At 34.7% G+C, this 16,963-nt stretch carries 13 protein-coding genes; 1 reads left to right on the top strand and 12 read right to left on the bottom strand.

The window, feature by feature from the left end:
* Nucleotides 1–103: 103 nt before the first annotated feature.
* From AAGV33_RS12005 to AAGV33_RS11980, 6 genes are all read right to left on the bottom strand, one after another.
* Nucleotides 104–2,218, bottom strand: coding sequence for a prolyl oligopeptidase family serine peptidase (locus tag AAGV33_RS12005; RefSeq protein ID WP_373392264.1), 2,115 nt, complete (start codon nt 2,216–2,218; stop codon nt 104–106).
* Between the two features lie 275 nt (nt 2,219–2,493).
* Nucleotides 2,494–4,761, bottom strand: coding sequence for a TonB-dependent receptor (locus tag AAGV33_RS12000; RefSeq protein ID WP_373392263.1), 2,268 nt, complete (start codon nt 4,759–4,761; stop codon nt 2,494–2,496).
* A 217-nt stretch (nt 4,762–4,978) separates the two neighbouring features.
* Nucleotides 4,979–5,329 carry a hypothetical protein gene (locus AAGV33_RS11995; protein WP_373392262.1) on the bottom strand — a complete coding sequence of 117 codons (351 nt, stop codon included), beginning with the start codon at nt 5,327–5,329 and terminating at the stop codon, nt 4,979–4,981.
* A gap of 170 nt (nt 5,330–5,499) precedes the next feature.
* Nucleotides 5,500–6,495, bottom strand: coding sequence for an aspartate-semialdehyde dehydrogenase (locus tag AAGV33_RS11990; protein WP_373392261.1), 996 nt, complete (start codon nt 6,493–6,495; stop codon nt 5,500–5,502).
* Between the two features lie 162 nt (nt 6,496–6,657).
* Nucleotides 6,658–7,080, bottom strand: coding sequence for a large conductance mechanosensitive channel protein MscL (mscL, locus tag AAGV33_RS11985; RefSeq protein ID WP_373392260.1), 423 nt, complete (start codon nt 7,078–7,080; stop codon nt 6,658–6,660).
* An 88-nt stretch (nt 7,081–7,168) separates the two neighbouring features.
* Complete coding sequence (locus tag AAGV33_RS11980) at nt 7,169–9,613, bottom strand: bifunctional UDP-N-acetylmuramoyl-tripeptide:D-alanyl-D-alanine ligase/alanine racemase (protein ID WP_373392259.1); 2,445 nt, start codon at nt 9,611–9,613, stop codon at nt 7,169–7,171.
* Nucleotides 9,614–9,779: 166 nt separating this feature from the next.
* On the opposite strand from AAGV33_RS11980, the gene AAGV33_RS11975 reads away from it, so the two are divergent.
* The gene (locus AAGV33_RS11975; protein WP_373392258.1) at nt 9,780–10,388 is read left to right on the top strand and encodes a hypothetical protein; all 609 of its coding nucleotides are present in this window, start codon (nt 9,780–9,782) and stop codon (nt 10,386–10,388) included.
* Here AAGV33_RS11975 and AAGV33_RS11970 read toward each other — a convergent pair.
* The 6 genes from AAGV33_RS11970 to AAGV33_RS11945 form a co-directional block, all read right to left on the bottom strand.
* Nucleotides 10,383–11,114: a porin family protein gene (locus tag AAGV33_RS11970; RefSeq protein WP_373392257.1), complete on the bottom strand. Its 732-nt coding sequence runs from the start codon at nt 11,112–11,114 to the stop codon at nt 10,383–10,385. The two genes, AAGV33_RS11975 and AAGV33_RS11970, sit on opposite strands and share 6 nt — an antisense overlap.
* 295 nt (nt 11,115–11,409) lie before the next feature.
* On the bottom strand, nt 11,410–12,816 hold the full coding sequence (omp85, locus tag AAGV33_RS11965; protein WP_373392256.1) for an Omp85 family outer membrane protein: 1,407 nt from the start codon (nt 12,814–12,816) through the stop codon (nt 11,410–11,412).
* A gap of 101 nt (nt 12,817–12,917) precedes the next feature.
* The gene (locus tag AAGV33_RS11960; protein ID WP_373392255.1) at nt 12,918–13,424 is read right to left on the bottom strand and encodes a helix-turn-helix domain-containing protein; all 507 of its coding nucleotides are present in this window, start codon (nt 13,422–13,424) and stop codon (nt 12,918–12,920) included.
* A gap of 759 nt (nt 13,425–14,183) precedes the next feature.
* Complete coding sequence (locus AAGV33_RS11955; RefSeq protein ID WP_373392254.1) at nt 14,184–14,546, bottom strand: transcriptional regulator; 363 nt, start codon at nt 14,544–14,546, stop codon at nt 14,184–14,186.
* Between the two features lie 358 nt (nt 14,547–14,904).
* On the bottom strand, nt 14,905–16,083 hold the full coding sequence (gene uxuA, locus AAGV33_RS11950; RefSeq protein ID WP_373392265.1) for a mannonate dehydratase: 1,179 nt from the start codon (nt 16,081–16,083) through the stop codon (nt 14,905–14,907).
* A gap of 29 nt (nt 16,084–16,112) precedes the next feature.
* Nucleotides 16,113–16,952: an SDR family oxidoreductase gene (locus AAGV33_RS11945; protein ID WP_373392253.1), complete on the bottom strand. Its 840-nt coding sequence runs from the start codon at nt 16,950–16,952 to the stop codon at nt 16,113–16,115.
* Nucleotides 16,953–16,963: the final 11 nt, after the last annotated feature.

Genomic DNA, 16,963 nt, shown 5'->3' with positions numbered 1-16,963 from the left:
TGATGGAAGCGGCATCCTCTAGTGGCGGTGTTTGCCACTAGAGATAGAGCGGACAGCGGGACAAAACGTTGTTAAAAAAACGGTCTTGTTCTGCTCCTGAAAATTATTTTGGTAACTCGGTAATTCCCATATTGTATAACGTAAAAGCCTGAATATCGACATTTTCCTGTATGGTTGCTGCAACTGATTTTCCGGCACCATGGCCAGCCTTGACATCGATTCGGATTAAAACAGGATTGTTTCCGGATTGTTTGGATTGCAATTCGGCGGCGAATTTAAAACTGTGTGCCGGCACTACTCTATCGTCATGATCGCCCGTGGTAACCATAGTTGCGGGATATTGCACTCCGTTTTTAATAGTATGCAATGGCGAATAGCCTTTCAGGTATTCGAACATTTGTTTGCTATCCTGAGCAGTTCCATAATCGTATGCCCAACCGGCTCCTGCGGTAAAAGTATGGTAACGCAACATATCCAAAACGCCAACGGCGGGCAAAGCTACCTTAGCCAAATCAGGACGCTGCGTCATTACGGCACCTACCAGCAAACCGCCATTTGAACCTCCGCGGATGGCCAGAAAATGAGAAGACGTGTATTTTTCGGCAATTAGATATTCGGCTGCGGCAATAAAGTCGTCAAAAACGTTTTGTTTTTGCAACTTGGTTCCTGCATCGTGCCATTCTTTTCCATATTCGCCACCGCCACGTAAATTAGGCACTGCAAATATCCCTCCGTTTTCCATCCACACCGCATTAGCAATACTAAAACTAGGCGTCAGACTAATATTGAATCCGCCATAACCGTATAAAATGGTTGGATTTTTCCCGTCTAGTTTTAATCCTTTTTTATGAGTAATGAGCATTGGAACTCGGGTTCCGTCTTTTGAAGTATAAAATACTTGTTTGGATTCGTACTCTTCTGTTTTAAATTCGGCTTTCGATTTTTGATACACTGTTGATTTTCCAGAATGCGGTTCTAAAGCAAAAATAGTTCCCGCAGTAATATAATTGGTAAAGGTAAAATACATCATCTTATCTTTTTTCTTACCGCTAAATCCGCTAGCTGTTCCTAATCCCGGAAGCTGAATTTCGCGCAAAAATTTCCCTGAATAATCGTATTGCTTTACCACCGAAACGGCATCTTTCATATAATGTGCAAAAATGTAACCGCTACAAGTGGTTGGTTCTAAAACCTGAGTGGTTTCGGCAATTAAATCTTTCCAGTTATCAGGTTTTGGATTAGTGATATCTACAATTACAATTCGTTTGTTGGGTGCATTTCTGTCGGTTACAATCAACAACTTCGTTCCTTCATTATCGATAACGGTATTGTCGCTATTAAAATCGGAAACAATAGTCACAATAGGACTTTCGGGCGTTGACAAATCCTGAATGTACAATTCATTTCCATAAGTTGAAGTGGCTGCTGTAATGACCAAATAGCGATCGTCTTCGGTAACGCTGCCGCCAACATAACGTCGTTTTTGGTCTTCGCCAAAGATGATTTTATCTTCTTTTTGCTTTGTTCCCAGTTTATGAAAATACAATTTATGCTGGTCGGTTTTAGCCGATAATTCGCTGCCTTTGGGTTTTTCGTAACTCGAATAATAAAATCCTTCATTCCCTTTCCAGGACAAACCACTAAATTTCACATCTATTAAAGTATCTCCAATAACTTTTTTAGTCAAAACATCCATAATGATTACTTTTCGCCAATCGCTACCGCCTTCGGAAATGGAATACGCTAATTTCGAACCCGATTTAGAAAAGGCCAATTCGCCCAAAGAAGTAGTTCCATCCTTAGAAAAAGTATTGGGATCCAGAAAAACAGTTTCTTTGCCCGATGCATCTTTTCGATACAAAACGGATTGATTTTGCAGCCCATTATTTTTGAAATAATAAGTAAAATCACCTTCGATAAATGGCGCTCCTATTTTCTCGTAATTCCACAGTTTTTCCAGTCTTTCTTTGAGTTGATTTCGAAAAGGAATCTGATCCAGATAAGCATTCGTTACTTTATTCTCCGCCTTAACCCAGGCAGCAGTTTCCTCCGAACGGTCGTCTTCCAGCCAACGGTACGGATCATTTACTTTTGTTCCAAAATACTCATCAACCGTGGCATCTTTTCTGGTTTTCGGATATTGAATGGGTTTTGAATTTTGAGCAAATGATGTCATTACAGAACTGATAATTGTAGTTATAATAATTATTTTTCGCATAGTATTTTAACTATTGATTTTTACAAAAATAAGGATAAAAATACCGCAGATGTGAGTAAATTTTAAAAATAAAAACCATTAAGAAATTAAGAAAACTAAGCACTAGACTCTATGATTTCTCAACACTTAATGGTTTCAAATTGTATTTAACCGCAAAGAACACAAAGTTTGGCGCAAAGCACACGAAAATTTATGATTTGGCACCAGTAAAGTTGACAATGCTTGGCGGTCTTTGCGAAGGACTTAGTAAACTTTGCGGTAAAACTAAAAACGTGCTATAAATTAAAATTTACTCCCAGCACAATATTTCGTCCAATATTAGGAATTCCATCGGTTTTTAATCTGGAAAGATGGGCAATGTATTTTTTATCGAATACATTATTGCCATTCAAATTGACATTAAATGCGGTTTTACCCCATTTTACTTTTCCTCCAAAACCTAAATTTACCAAAGTATAACCGTTTGAACTGGTTTCGAAACCACTCACATTATTCTGATTAAAAGTAGTATTAACATTCAAACTGGCAAATCCTTCTTCGAACCAGTTTTTAATTTTGAATTCGGTTCTAATGGTATTGTTCCAATTATTGGCCGGAATTAATGGCAAATAATCGCCATTTTGCTTTTTCCCAGTTACCGTTTCAAAACTGGTTTCATAATGCAACCAATCCAACGGATGCGGGTGAAAATGCAAACCTACTTCACCTCCATACAATTTGGCATTGTTCTGAATGTATTCGAAAACATCATTATCTTCGAGCTGTTCTCCTGTTGGTGAAGTATAAATATAATTGTTGATGTGATTGTAAAATCCGTTTACAAAAAACTCAAAATGTGTGTTTCCGTATTCCAAATTCAAATCGGTTTGCAGGTTTTGCTCCGTTTTCAAATTAGCATTTCCTATCTCGTAACGGTTCGTTCCATGATGCACTCCATTAGAAGTCAACTCAGCTAAATTAGGCGCTCTAAAACCCGAGGCCACATTCATTCGCAGTACTAATGTTTCTGAAATATTGGTTTTATATCCTAATGAAGCATTGATACTATTGAAAGATTTACTCAAAGCATCAATATCGCCCCCATGATGCTCGTGATCATGATGTTCATGATCATGCTCTTCTTCATCTTCGTGATGATGTTCATCTTCTCCTACTTCATGTGCCAAAGAATTCAAATTACGATTATCAAAACGCAATCCTGCCTGTAAAACACTTGATCCCCATTCGTAATTAGCCGTTCCAAAAACACCAAAATCATTTGTAGTAGCATCCGGAATCAAAAATTCTTCTCCAGAATTTTTATTGGTTTGATGCATTCCCTGAATTCCTAAAACCGTTTCAAAACGACCTGTTTTTGGCAAGTGGTATTTTGCATTATAATTGTAGGTATTCAATAACATATCTAAAGATGCCTCATTGCCTTCTTCATATTCCATGCGATTATTAGAAATATAACCTAAATCGACATCTAATTTTGAATTACCAAAATAAACAACATTATTCAAACTCAATAAATGATTGTACACTTCCTGACGGGGAGATTCAGGATTTTTACTATACGTTTGCTCCGCCAGACCTTCTTCTGGGATTCCTAAATCCAATTTATTAAAATTATATCGAACAACCGAAGAAAATTTACTATTGTTATATCCAATTCCGGTTTTAAAATCCGTTTCGTTGTAACGGCTATTGGTCACCCGATCACCTTGCCCAATTTTATAATCCGAATGCGTATTGTGAGTTCCTCTGACTAAAAATTTCCAATTATCTGTTGATGTTTTCAGTCCCACTGAAGCATTACTTCCCAGCGTATTGCTGAAATATTTTTGGTTAAAATTAGCCTTAAAAGTATGTGCGTCGGCAAATTTTTCAGGATTAAAATACAAAACCCCACCGATGGCATCCGAACCGTATAATAATGAAGCTGGTCCTTTGATTACCTCAACACTTTCAACTCCTGCATCATTCAACCCTAAACCGTGCTCTGCTCCAAACTGCTGGTTTTCGATACGAACACCCTGTGAATATACTAAAACACGATTCCCGCTCAAACCACGAATCACGGGTTTGCCTATCGAAGTTCCTGTAGAAATCTGAGAAACACCGGGAATAGTGGCCAGCCCTTCTATTAAAGTCGAAGTTCCTTTTTGCTGAAGGCTTTCAATACTTTCGTGTTCTACTTTCATAACGTTTTGCGATTGCATTTTATTAAAAGGAGTAGAAACAATAACTTCGTCAATCTCTAGGATAGCATTTTCCATTTGGATATTCACAACAGTATTTTTAGTGAGTTTTTCCACCCATTGATTTATGGTCTTAAACCCCACATACGAAAAAGCAATTCTAAAACTTCCGTTGGGCATATTTTTAAAAGCATATTTCCCATCGGCATCGGTAGTTGTTCCTTTGTGCAATTCAGGAATATAAACCGAAGCTCCAATTATGGGTTGGTTCGAAACATCCGTAACTATTCCTGAAACTACATTTTGAGCCTGTAGCATTGCTGAAAACCCTAAAAAAAGAGCAATTATGTATTTTTTCATTGAAAATGATTGTATTGTTTACTTTCCCATGTTTAATGTAAAACAGGAGAAAGTGAAATTAGAATTGAGTCACTTAACAAAATTTGTTAGCGAACTAAAACAAAATTCCACTATTTACACCATTAAGAAATTGAGACACATTAAGAATTAAAACTAAATTCTCTTAACTACTTAATGGTAAAATTCAAAATATTTTAATGATAAAGGTAAAATGGTATTAAACAATACTTATGGGAGGACCCCGGTGCGCATACAAACTCCCCGAGAAAGAAACAATCTCTTTTTGATCTTTATTAAAAAAAGGAATTGCCCTAAAATCAGAAAAGAAATGATAAGTTATAAATTTTGGATAAAGACTGCTACCAAATTCAAATTGGCAAATCGCACAATGTTCAACAATTTTGTGCTCATGGGTAATCTCTACTTTATTCTCCTTGTGGTCGTGGACACAGAATTTATGCGAAAGTTGTTTTTCTAAATGTTCATAGCCATGAAAAGACTGGAACAGTATCGAAAACAATACTGCCGTTGCCAAAGTAAAACTAAATAGAAGCTGTTGCCTTTTCATTGGTTGCAAAGGTAAACAGAGGGATTAAGAAATCCTAATGGAGCAGACTGCTTAAGAAATAGTTTAATTTATTTTAAATAATTTGTAAGAATATTTTCTAAAAAATAAACTTTTACCATAAAAAAAGCTTCTCATTCGAGAAGCTTTTCTATTTATAATAATCTATAGTATTAAACTAATTTGTTAGCTACTAAATATTCAGCAATTTGAATCGTGTTTGTAGCAGCCCCTTTTCTTAAGTTATCCGCAACAACCCACATGTTTAAAGTATTTGGTTGAGATTCATCTCTTCTTAATCTACCTACAAATACTTCATTTTTACCCTGAGCAAAAAGAGGCATTGGGTATTCAAACTCTTTCAGGTTATCCTGAACAATTACTCCATCAGTGTTTTCAAGAATGTTTCTTACTTCATTGATATCAAAATCATTTGAGAATTCTACATTGATTGCCTCAGAGTGTCCACCTACGATAGGCACACGAACTGCAGTTGCTGTAACAGCAATTGTATTATCACTTAAGATTTTTTTAGTCTCACGAACTAATTTCATCTCTTCTTTAGTGTATCCGTTTTCTTCAAAAACATCACATTGAGGAATAGCGTTACGGTGAATTTGGTATTTGTAAGCCATATCACCATCAATTCCTGCATATTCGTTTTCTAATTGTTTTACCGCTTTTACACCAGTTCCAGTGATCGATTGGTAAGTAGAAACGATAACTCTTTTTACATTGTATTTTTTATGCAAAGGCGCTAAAGCCAAAACCATTTGGATAGTAGAACAGTTAGGGTTAGCAATAATTTTATCTTCTTTTGTTAACTCGCCAGCATTGATTTCAGGAACTACTAATTTTTTAGTAGGATCCATTCTCCAGGCTGAAGAGTTGTCAATTACAGTAGTTCCAGCTGCTGCAAATTTTGGTGCCCATTCTAATGAAGTATCTCCTCCTGCAGAAAACAACGCAATTTCCGGTTTCATATCCACTGCAGTAGCTAATCCTACCACTTTGTATGTTTTACCTTGAAATTCCATTTCTTTTCCTACTGATCTCTCAGAAGCTACAAGGATTAATTCATCATTAGCAGATACAAAATTTCTTTCTGCTAATACTTGTAACATTACTTCACCAACCATTCCGGTTGCACCTACAACTGCTATTTTCATAGTATATTTTTATTATTGAATATTAAATTTGAACTGCAAAAGTAATTAATATCCAAGCTAAAACAATGACGTTCACAAAAAGTAACAAAAAGTTATAAATATAACAAAATAGAAAAACCATCCGTTTCCGAATGGTTTAGTTGAACATATAGTGAAGCGGTATTACTTTTTTAACAAGTCTCTAATTTGAGTAAGCAATTCTTCCTGAGTAGGTCCAGCTGGAGCAGCAGGTGCAGCAACCACCTCTTCCTTTTTTCTAGCTTTCTCAGCAGCTCTTAAAACTACAAAGATAAAAAACGAAATAATTACAAAATTGATAATTGCCTGTACTAAGTTACCATAGGTAATTACAGCAGCTCCAGCCGTTTTTGCAGCAGCTAAATCGGCATAACTGTTTCCGTCTAAAGTAATAAACTTAGTTGTAAAATCGATTCCGCCTGTCAATAAACCAACAATGGGCATAATAACATCATCTACAGCAGAACCCACAATTTTACCAAAAGCACCACCAATTACCACGGCAGTTGCCAGACTCAATACATCGCCTTTCATTAAAGAGGCTTTAAAATCGCTAAAAAATCCCATACCTTATTGTTTTTTTATAGTTGAACTTGTTTTGAAAATGCTAAATTAACATTTTTTTTAACAAGAATACCAATTCAAAGCCAAAAAATTAGCGATAGAACACCCGTTTTACTCTTTGGGAAATACTCGTTAATATTTCATACGGAATCGTATTCAACTTTTCGGCAATAAAAGAAACATTCGGATTCTCGCCAAAAATAATCACATCATCCCCTTCGGCACAATCAATTTCAGTTACGTCCACCATCAGCATATCCATGCAAACGCTGCCTAAAATTGTAGCGTTTTGGTTTTTTATATTGACATAGCCCACACCATTGCCCCAAAGTCTCGAAATTCCATCAGCATAACCAATAGGAATGGTGGCGACTTTGGTTTCTTTTTCAGCCATAAAACGGCGGCCATAGCCCACACTGTCTCCTGCCGGGATAATTCGAATTTGCGAAATAATCGATTTTAATGTTCCTACATTTTCCAAATATTTCTGTTCATTCGCATCATTAGAAACACCATACAATCCAATTCCCAAACGCACCATATCAAATTGCGTGTCCGGGAAATTACTGATTCCCGAAGTATTTAAAATATGACGAATAGGTTGTATCTCCAATTCAGTAATAATCTTGGAAGACAATCTATCAAACAAACTAATTTGTGATTGGGCAAAATCATAATATTTCACATCATCACTGGTAGCCATGTGCGACAAAATACTTTGGACTTTAACGGTCGAATTTCCTTTTAAAGTTGCAATTAATTCGTCAACGGTATTTTCTTCAAAACCCAGACGGTGCATTCCTGTATCGAGTTTAATATGAATTGGAAAATGTTGCAGATTTTTTTGTCTTGCAATTTTAAGAAAGGCATGCAATCCTTTCAAACTGTAAATTTCGGGTTCTAAACGATGTTGAATAATAGCCGAAAAACTGGTGCTTTCAGGATTCAACACCATAATAGGCAATTTGATTCCGCCATTTTTCAACGAAATTCCTTCATCGGCGAAAGCCACACCTAAATAATCAACTTTGTGATGCTCTAACAATTTGGCTATTTCCAATCCGCCATTTCCATAACCAAAAGCCTTGACCATTAACATGATTTTGACCTTTGGTTTCAACTTCGATTTAAAGAAATTCAAGTTGTAACTTATCGCATTCAGATTAATTTCCAAAACCGTTTCATGCGTTTTCTCTTCAAGCAAAGTCACGATTTCCTCAAACTGAAACGAACGTGCTCCTTTGATCAGAATACTTTCATTAGAGAAATCCAACTTTTCAAAATTCGAAATGAATTCGGCTGTGGTTTTAAACGTAATACAATTCGAAAACTGATCTTTAAACGCCGAAATGGTTTCTCCAATTCCGATGACGCGATTGATTTTGTTCGAAACAATTAACTGCGCCACTTTAGCATACAACTGTTCGTTAGGAAAACCACTTTGAAAAATATCCGAAAGAATTACGGTTTTCTTTTCAAATTGATTCTGACTTTCCAAAACATCCAAAGCAATCTTCAAAGACTGAAAATCCGAACTGTAACTGTCATCAATTATACTGCAATTGTTGATTCCGTTTTTTACTTCTAAACGCATTTCGACAGGAAAAAGCATTTCCATTCGGGATTGAATTACGCTGGTTTCATAGTCTAAATGCAATAGTACCATTAAAGAACTGATGGCATTTTCAACAGAAGCCTTGTCTATAAATGGAATTTTTAATTGACAGGATTTCCCTTTGTATTGGTAAAATAATGTTGTTTCCTGATTCGTAATATCTTTTTTCGAAACAAAAACATCGGCATTTTTGTCTTTAAAACTCCACGAAAAAGGCTTGGTTTTAGCTGAAATATAATTTTCGACCTGACTGTTTTTTTGATAAATCAACACTTCAGCATCCTGAAACAACAGCATTTTTTGTTGAATTTTTTGTTCTAAATCAGCAAAGCCTTCGTCATGAGAAGAACCAATATTGGTCAAAACACCAAGAGTCGGTTTTATGATTTTTTCCAATTTATCCATCTCAGCAACGGTAGAAATTCCCGCTTCAAAAATGCCCAAATTGTGTTTTTCATTAATAGCAATTACTGACAACGGCACACCCACTTGTGAATTGTAACTTTTAGGACTTCGAATCACATTATAATCCGGACTTAAAAGAAAATTAAGCCATTCTTTGACAATGGTTTTCCCGTTGCTTCCTGTTAAACCGATAATAGGGAAATGAAAAAGACTGCGGTAATAGGCTGCAAATTGTTGCAATGCCACCAAAGTATTTTCAACAACTAAAAAATTAGCCTGATTCTCGCAATCCTCCGGAATACGAGTAACCACAAAATTCCGTACTCCAGTTGCAATCAAATCTTTGATGTAATGATGCGCATCATTATTGGGGCCAACCAGAGCAAAAAACAGCGTTTGCTCACTATTTTGTAACGATCGACTATCGATGGAAATAGTCTCTATTGTAGCTTCGGGATGAATTCCAAACCATTTTGCATCTAGGATTGAAATACTATTTTTAATTGTTATACTCATGGATTTGAAATAGACTTAAAACTATACACCATCAAAAGTAAGACTTCTTTTTGAAATTGAAACCATACACTTTGCGTTAAAAAAAAGGACTCAGAATAAATCTAATCACAATAAACAATGTCTTTTTACAAGAATCGTTATATTTGTAAGACTAAGCTATTTTACAATGCCAAAAAGAATATTTTCCCTTTTCTCTTATGTTTTTCATCCGGTATTCATCCCGATATACGCCACTCTTTTCTATCTTTTTTTAAACCAATCTTATACTTTAAACAAAGAGAAATACTTGGTTTTATTGCAGGTTACCATCATTACATTTCTTATTCCGGTACTATTCTTTTTTCTGCTTAGACTAACTGGAAAAATTAGTTCGGTAATGGCACACGAATTATCCGAACGAAAAATACCCTTAGTTATTCAATGTTTTTTACTTATTCTGTTGGTTCGAAAAAGCATTACGATTGAACGTTATCCTGAACTTCATTTTTTTCTATTGGGCGCTTTGTTTAGCACACTGATTGCGTTAATCCTTTTGTTTGTGCGCAAAAAAGCTAGTTTACACATGATAGGAATCAGTGCTTTAACTCTGTTTGTTTTTGGGTTGAGTTTGCATAATCATACCCAAAATACGCTATGGATTGTTTTCTTGGTTTTGATGAATGGTTTTGTAGCTTCTTCTCGATTAGTTATGAAAGCACACACACCTAAAGAGTTGATTATTGGCGTGTTTTTAGGTAGTCTTCCGCAAATTCTTTTTCTATATTTATGGTTATAAAATATAGAAAATTAAACCCACATTTAAGGAATTCATTTTGATTTTATCACCATCAATTTGAGCCGATTTAAAAATGGGATTCAATCCATAATAAGCATATACATTCAAAGTATTATAACCCGCAGACAAATACAATCCGTACAGGAATTTATTGAAATCTTTATTGTTTGTAATTACCGTTTTTCCATCGTCATTGTTAAGAACTGATTTACTGTAAGCCAAATAACTGAATTTCATTCCGCCATAAATTCTCCAGAATTTATAACTCTGAAACGTTGATGTTCTCCATCTGAATTCCAGAGGCACATCAATTAATAATTGGGTGAATTTATTTTTATCAAAATTATTTTGCGATCCTAAAATGGCATAAGTGGCATCCTGAGCGGTTCCACTGATTCCTAAATTTTCATTGTAATTGTTGTAACTCACACCTAAACCTGTTGCAAAGGCTTTGGTTCTGTTTTTATTAATAGGCATGTCGCGAAGAAAACCTCCAGAAATTCCTATCGAGAATTTTTGTTGGGATAATCCCACTGGTTTTTGCTGCAAAGTATTGTAGGTAAACCCAAAATAAAACTGATCTTCGCGATACAAAGAATCTACTTTTATTTCTTGTAATTCAGGTTTGGTTTGTATTTCTTCTTGTGCAAAAACACCAAAAAAAGACAATAGCAGTAAAAAACTAAAAAATAATTTTTCTCTAAACTGGTTTTGAAGTAGACTCATTGGTTTGTTGTTTTTTTTAAATACATTACAAATATAATTGTTTCATAACAGTAACGATTTATTAAACAAAAAAGGAGCAAAAAAATTGCTCCTTACCTCAGTCTTTTGAAAAAACTACAATCAGCCTCTTGAGAATCTCATTGTTAAAATTTTTCTTTGATTTACAAATCTACACTACAGGGAAAAACGATTTAACCGCAATCTTCATCCTGACGAAGGAAGGATCTCATCAAGTAACTCCACAAAGTTGATGCTCTTGGTGGGCACAGAATACAATTCTGCGCTATCGAGTTTGTTAAAAAGCTTGACCTATGCCGATGTAGAAGAGTTTATCTTCTTTTGACATTCCGTAATCAAATGATAAAATTGTGGACTGATTCCAAGCAATTCTTGCACCTAAACCATACGAGTAATGAATGTTTTTAAAGTTTAGATTTTGCCATTCATCTCTTACTGTTCCTGCATCAAAAAATGGTGCGACACCGAAAGCAAATCTTTGTTTTCCTAATTTTGTTTCTGCAATTCTATATCTTAATTCAATATTTGTGAACCACATAGAACGTGCTAAAAACCGATTTGCTCGATAACCTCGCAATGATTGCTTTCCACCAAGTGCATTGATGCTACCTTCTGGACTCCATTGGTCTTGAAATTCAAAAAATGGGGCATTCGAGCCAAAAATGTTACCAACTCCAAATCTTCCAGCGACAACAGTTCTTTTTCCAAAAGGCAACTTTTGATATGCTCTTGCTTGAATAAAAAGTTTATTGAAATCAAATTGTGAGCCAATATATTTGCTAGAATATTCATTTGCTATTTCAAAATAGTAACCTTTGGTTGGGTCGGGTTCAAAATCTCTTGTGTCATAAATTAATGCGGTTTGTAAAATTGAAATCCAACCACCATTTAAGCCAGATATTAAGCCTTGATTAAAATCTCTTTGTAAAAGTGAAAATCCATTTGGAGCAGTAGTTTCTTCTCCTGAATTTGGATTTATTGCCTCCGCTTCCTCTCTCTCAAAAGTTTTATAACTTAAATTTTGAATTTCATAACCACCCATTACTCGCCATTTTCCGTTTCCTATTGCGTAATCTCCTTTTAGATTAAGCATATATTCTGTTTCTCTAAATCGGTTTGACAAGGCATCTGTCACAAAACTTGCTTCGCCAATTCCACCTGGTCTCAGCGTTTTTCTTGCTTTGTCAAATACTTCATATGTTGAAAAAGTAATGTTTTCATTGGATGGCAATCGAAGATTGCCTAACGTTGATTCTGTTGAGCCAAAATATAAATTTGCTGGATTTTGTTGTGCTTTAAAATCAATTTTAAATCTCCAACGTGTTCCTTTATAATATGGTACATCTAAAGATAAAATTAATTCTCTTGCGTTTGAAGTGTAATATGCTGCATTAGCTTTTAGTTTTGCCAAGTAAGGTGTGTAGGCAAAAAGTGGATTTGTTCGTTCGCCGTTCCAATAGACATTACTTCTAAGACCAAAACCAAAACCTGTAACAGGATCTGATGAAAAGTCAGGCAAACCCGTTATGAAAGTTCCTTCTCGTTTTTTTGCAAGGTCATCATCTGACATTCGTTTTGATTTTACAAATGAAAGTGTATCGTTTACTTGTGCGTTAATCGAGTAGGTTGAAATAGTTAAAATAAAGCAAAAGAGAATCTTTTTAATTAATTTAAGTTGCGACATAATTTTGGGTTCTTTTAATTATTTCGCAAATATCGTAAGTGATTGTGTTTTCATAAAAATCAAATAAGTGCAAAATGATTGATTTGTACCAATTACTTTTTTCACAAAAGATTTTTCTTGAATTGTGTTGGTGTTAAGCCTTTGAATTTCTTAAATGTAGCATTAAAAGAAGATTTAGAATTAAAACCTACATCTGTAGCGATTCCTAAAAGTGTAAGATTATTGTTTTGGTCATTTTTTAGTCGGTTTACAAATTCTTCCACTCTATATTCATTTATGAAATCTTGAAAATTGGTATTCATATGTTCGTTTAAAACTTCAGAAATGTATTGACGCGGAATATTTAATTTATCTGAAACATCTTGTATGGATAATTTTCCATCAAGATATATTTTATCAATTTGCATTGCATTGATTAAAGCAGTTTTATATTTACTAATTGTTTCATCGTTTAGATTTGAGTTTTTGTATTTACCGATTTCTACTTTAGGTAAAATTTCTTTATTACCATTAAACAACTTAAAAGTTATAAAATAGAATAAAAACGCAACAACTAATAAAAGATATGAATTGAAATTTTGGTTGGATAAAAACGGTAATTCTGACAATCCAACGATTTTAAGAATATCATTAATAAGTGAAAAAACGAACAAAATAATGATTGGAATAATGAAATATATAATCCAATTTTTTCTTTTACTTGAAATTATGGAAAATAAAATTAGTGATAAGTAGATGATAAAAGTTAATTCGCAGAATACTTCTAAAACTTCAATGACTATGTTAGTTTGAATTAATTTTATTTCAATTACTTCAAGAATTAGATAAATGATATTTGGTATGAAAAAATAATAATCTGATTTTATAAACTTTTCTTTATTGCTTTTGAAATACCTAAAAAACAAAAATAAAAATGTTATAAAAAGTGTGTTATCGAAAAGAAACCAATCAGTGTTATTAACAAATAAATTATTCTTGTCATCTCCAATAATATATAGCACGATGGTAAATAAACTGCCGAATAATAACCAAAAAGTTGTGTTCTTATAACTATTGCGATTGTTATATAAAACAAAAAGGACGAAAAGTCCTTGAATTAATGCAATAATCTGAATTGTTTTAAGCATAATTAAAATTTACTGTTCGCAAGATACAAAATTTGAAAAGTATTTAATAGTGCGAAATATCTTTACATTATTTTAGATAATGTTATCTTTTTATGGAGTTTTTTTATGCGTTTCGTGTAGCTCGAGGGTTTCTGCTAACTAGTTTATTGGCGCATAAACTAAACTAGTTTTATACTTAATTTGCATGTTATCGGCTGCTGTTATGATTTCGCTAATATATAAATAAATCTTACAAAACCGCTACTTCTTTATCATTTCTCTTAGGGTTTCGAGCTGGATTTCCAGTTTTTGGATGTAGTTGTTTTTTTCTTGCAGTTCTTTTTTTAGGGCTTTTTCCTGTATGCTTTCAAAACGGTAAGGCAAGTATTCGCCTAGTTGTGCAATAAAATTGTGCTTGAGCACCAGACTTAATTTCCAGAGTATGGCAAACTGTAGCGTATCTCGCTTAAAATAGTCGTTCAATCCTGTGGGAATTATGCCAAGTTCTCGGGCTACATCGGCTTTCTTGATTTTATGCTTTACTATGTGGTAGTGGATAAAATTACCTATTACGGGATATTGTTCTCCTTTTCCGTCCTTGTATTTTCTATCATTGGATTTCATCTTTGGTTGTTTTTAGGTTATAAATTGGATACTATTGCTCTAAAAAAAGGGGTTAAACACTAGTACTATTAGTGTTAACTACCTCTATTATTGGTTTAAAGTACCAATAGTACTGGTGTTAATTACCTCTATTATTGGTTCGAAGCACCAATAGTATTGGTGTTAACTACCTTTATTATTGGTTTAAAAAACCAATAGTGCTGGTGTTAAGTACCTACATTATTGGTTCGAAGCACTAATAACACTGGTGTTAAGCACCTCTATTATTAGTGTTTAACACAAATATAACGCTATTGAAGGACTATAACTGCCTTTAAAACAAAAAAAAGGAGCAAAAAATTGCTCCTCTTTATCGTATTTATTTTTGGTTTCCTCTTATTCCTCTTTCAAGACCTCTTAGCTCAGCAAGACCTCTTAATCGACCAATAGCAGAATAACCTGGATTCATTTTCTTATCTAAATCGTCAAGCATTTGATGACCGTGATCCGGACGCATTGGCAATCTGTAATCGGGACGACCATTAGCGATTCTTTTATCTTGCTCTTCCACAATGGCTTTCATCACGCCGTACATATCTACATCGCCATCTAAATGATCTGCTTCGTAGAAATTCCCTTCTGCATCACGCTTCGTTGCTCTTAAGTGGATAAAGTTAATACGGTGACCCAATCTTTCTACCATACCAACCAAGTCATTGTCTTCTCTTACACCGTAAGAACCGGTACAAAAACACAAACCATTGCTTTTGCTATCCACCACTTCAATCAGTTGTTTTGCATCGGCCTCAGTACTTACTACTCTTGGCAAGCCTAAAATAGCATAAGGCGGATCATCAGGATGGATAGCCATTACAATTCCCGCTTTTTCAGCAGCCGGAATAATTTCTTTCAGGAATGCGTATAGATTATTTCTCAATTCGGCATCGCCAATTTCAGCATAATCATCTAAAGCTACTTGCAATTGCTCTACAGTATATCCTTCTTCAGCACCTGGTAATCCTGCAATAATATTTTTAACTAAAAGCTTTTTTTGCTCCTCAGTCATCGCTTCGAAAACGCGAGTTGCTTTAGCTACTTCTTCGGCAGTATAATCGTTTTCAGCTCCTTTTCTTTTTAGCAAAAACAATTCGAAAGCCGCAAATTCCATTCTGTCAAAACGCAAGGCTTTAGAACCATCTTCTACTTCAAAAGCCAAATCAGTTCTGGTCCAGTCTAAAACCGGCATAAAATTGTAACAAACCGTATCGATTCCACAAACCCCTAAATTGGCAATACTTTGACAGTAGTTTTCAATGTATTTTTTATAATCTCCCTTGCGAGTTTTGATGTTTTCGTGAACCGGAATACTCTCAACAACTGACCATGTTAATCCAGCCGCTTCGATTTCATCTTTTCTTTTTTGAATTTCTTCCACTGTCCAAACGGTTCCATTTGGAATATGGTGCAAAGCCGTTACAATTCCAGTAGCTCCAGCCATTTTAATATGAGAAAGCGGCACAGTATCTTTTGGTCCGTACCATCTCCAAGTTTGTTCTATTCCCATTGTATTTTGATTATATGTGTGTGTTAAACTCCTGAATACGCTAAAAATCCTCCATCTACAGCAACAACAATTCCTGTTACAAAACGAGAATCTGGATTACAAAGCCAAAGTAGCGTACTATCTAAATCATTTGGTTGACCAAATCGTCCCATTGGAGTTTGCGAAAGAATTTTATTTCCTCTTTCAGTCAAACTTCCATCTTCGTTAGTCAATAAAGTTCTGTTTTGTTCGGTTAAGAAAAAACCTGGAGAAAGTGCATTTACTCGAATTCCTTCTTTTGCAAAATAAACCGACAACCATTCTGTTAAATTACTAATAGCAGCTTTGGCAGCACTGTAAGCCACCACTTTTGTCAAAGGATGAAAAGCACTTACCGAAGAAATATTCAAGATACTACAACCTTCTCTTCCTATCATATCAGTGGCAAAAACCTGAGTTGGCAATAAAGTCCCAATAAAATTAAGGTCGAATACAAAACGTAAACCTTCAGTATCTAAACCAAAGAAAGTTTGCAATCCTTCCGTTTTATTTTCTCTGTCAAAAGAAACATCTGCAGAAGTTCCTTTTGGGTGATTTCCTCCCGCTCCGTTAATTAGAATGTCAACTAATCCTAATTGCTCATTAATTTCCTGATGCGCTTTTCTTAAGCTCGCTTCATCACAAACATCAGCAGAAACACCTAAGGCTTTTCCACCAGCACTATTAATTTCGTCAGCTAATTTTTGTGCTTTTACTAAGTCTCTTACTAATATGGCAACTTTAGCTCCTTGTTTTGCTAGTGCGTTTGTAAATCCGGTACCTAGTACTCCAGCTCCTCCAGTTATTACGACTACTTTATCTTTTAGTCCTGCAATTATATCCATTCTAGTTTTTT

The sequence above is a fragment of the Flavobacterium magnesitis genome (assembly GCF_041729735.1).
Classification (GTDB): domain Bacteria; phylum Bacteroidota; class Bacteroidia; order Flavobacteriales; family Flavobacteriaceae; genus Flavobacterium; species Flavobacterium magnesitis.
The sequence above is the reverse complement of the archived record's forward strand: the minus strand, read 5'-3'. Positions and strand labels throughout refer to the sequence as shown.

What these genes read in the sequence shown, in the direction of transcription:
- omp85 (WP_373392256.1), bottom strand. Translation starts at nt 12,816, where the DNA reads ATGTCGCAACTTAAATTAATTAAAAAGATTCTCTTTTGCTTTATTTTA.
- AAGV33_RS11980 (WP_373392259.1), bottom strand. Translation starts at nt 9,613, where the DNA reads ATGAGTATAACAATTAAAAATAGTATTTCAATCCTAGATGCAAAATGG.
- AAGV33_RS11955 (WP_373392254.1), bottom strand. Translation starts at nt 14,546, where the DNA reads ATGAAATCCAATGATAGAAAATACAAGGACGGAAAAGGAGAACAATAT.
- AAGV33_RS11975 (WP_373392258.1), top strand. Translation starts at nt 9,780, where the DNA reads ATGCCAAAAAGAATATTTTCCCTTTTCTCTTATGTTTTTCATCCGGTA.
- AAGV33_RS11995 (WP_373392262.1), bottom strand. Translation starts at nt 5,329, where the DNA reads ATGAAAAGGCAACAGCTTCTATTTAGTTTTACTTTGGCAACGGCAGTA.
- AAGV33_RS11945 (WP_373392253.1), bottom strand. Translation starts at nt 16,952, where the DNA reads ATGGATATAATTGCAGGACTAAAAGATAAAGTAGTCGTAATAACTGGA.
- AAGV33_RS12000 (WP_373392263.1), bottom strand. Translation starts at nt 4,761, where the DNA reads ATGAAAAAATACATAATTGCTCTTTTTTTAGGGTTTTCAGCAATGCTA.
- mscL (WP_373392260.1), bottom strand. Translation starts at nt 7,080, where the DNA reads ATGGGATTTTTTAGCGATTTTAAAGCCTCTTTAATGAAAGGCGATGTA.
- AAGV33_RS11990 (WP_373392261.1), bottom strand. Translation starts at nt 6,495, where the DNA reads ATGAAAATAGCAGTTGTAGGTGCAACCGGAATGGTTGGTGAAGTAATG.
- AAGV33_RS11970 (WP_373392257.1), bottom strand. Translation starts at nt 11,114, where the DNA reads ATGAGTCTACTTCAAAACCAGTTTAGAGAAAAATTATTTTTTAGTTTT.
- AAGV33_RS12005 (WP_373392264.1), bottom strand. Translation starts at nt 2,218, where the DNA reads ATGCGAAAAATAATTATTATAACTACAATTATCAGTTCTGTAATGACA.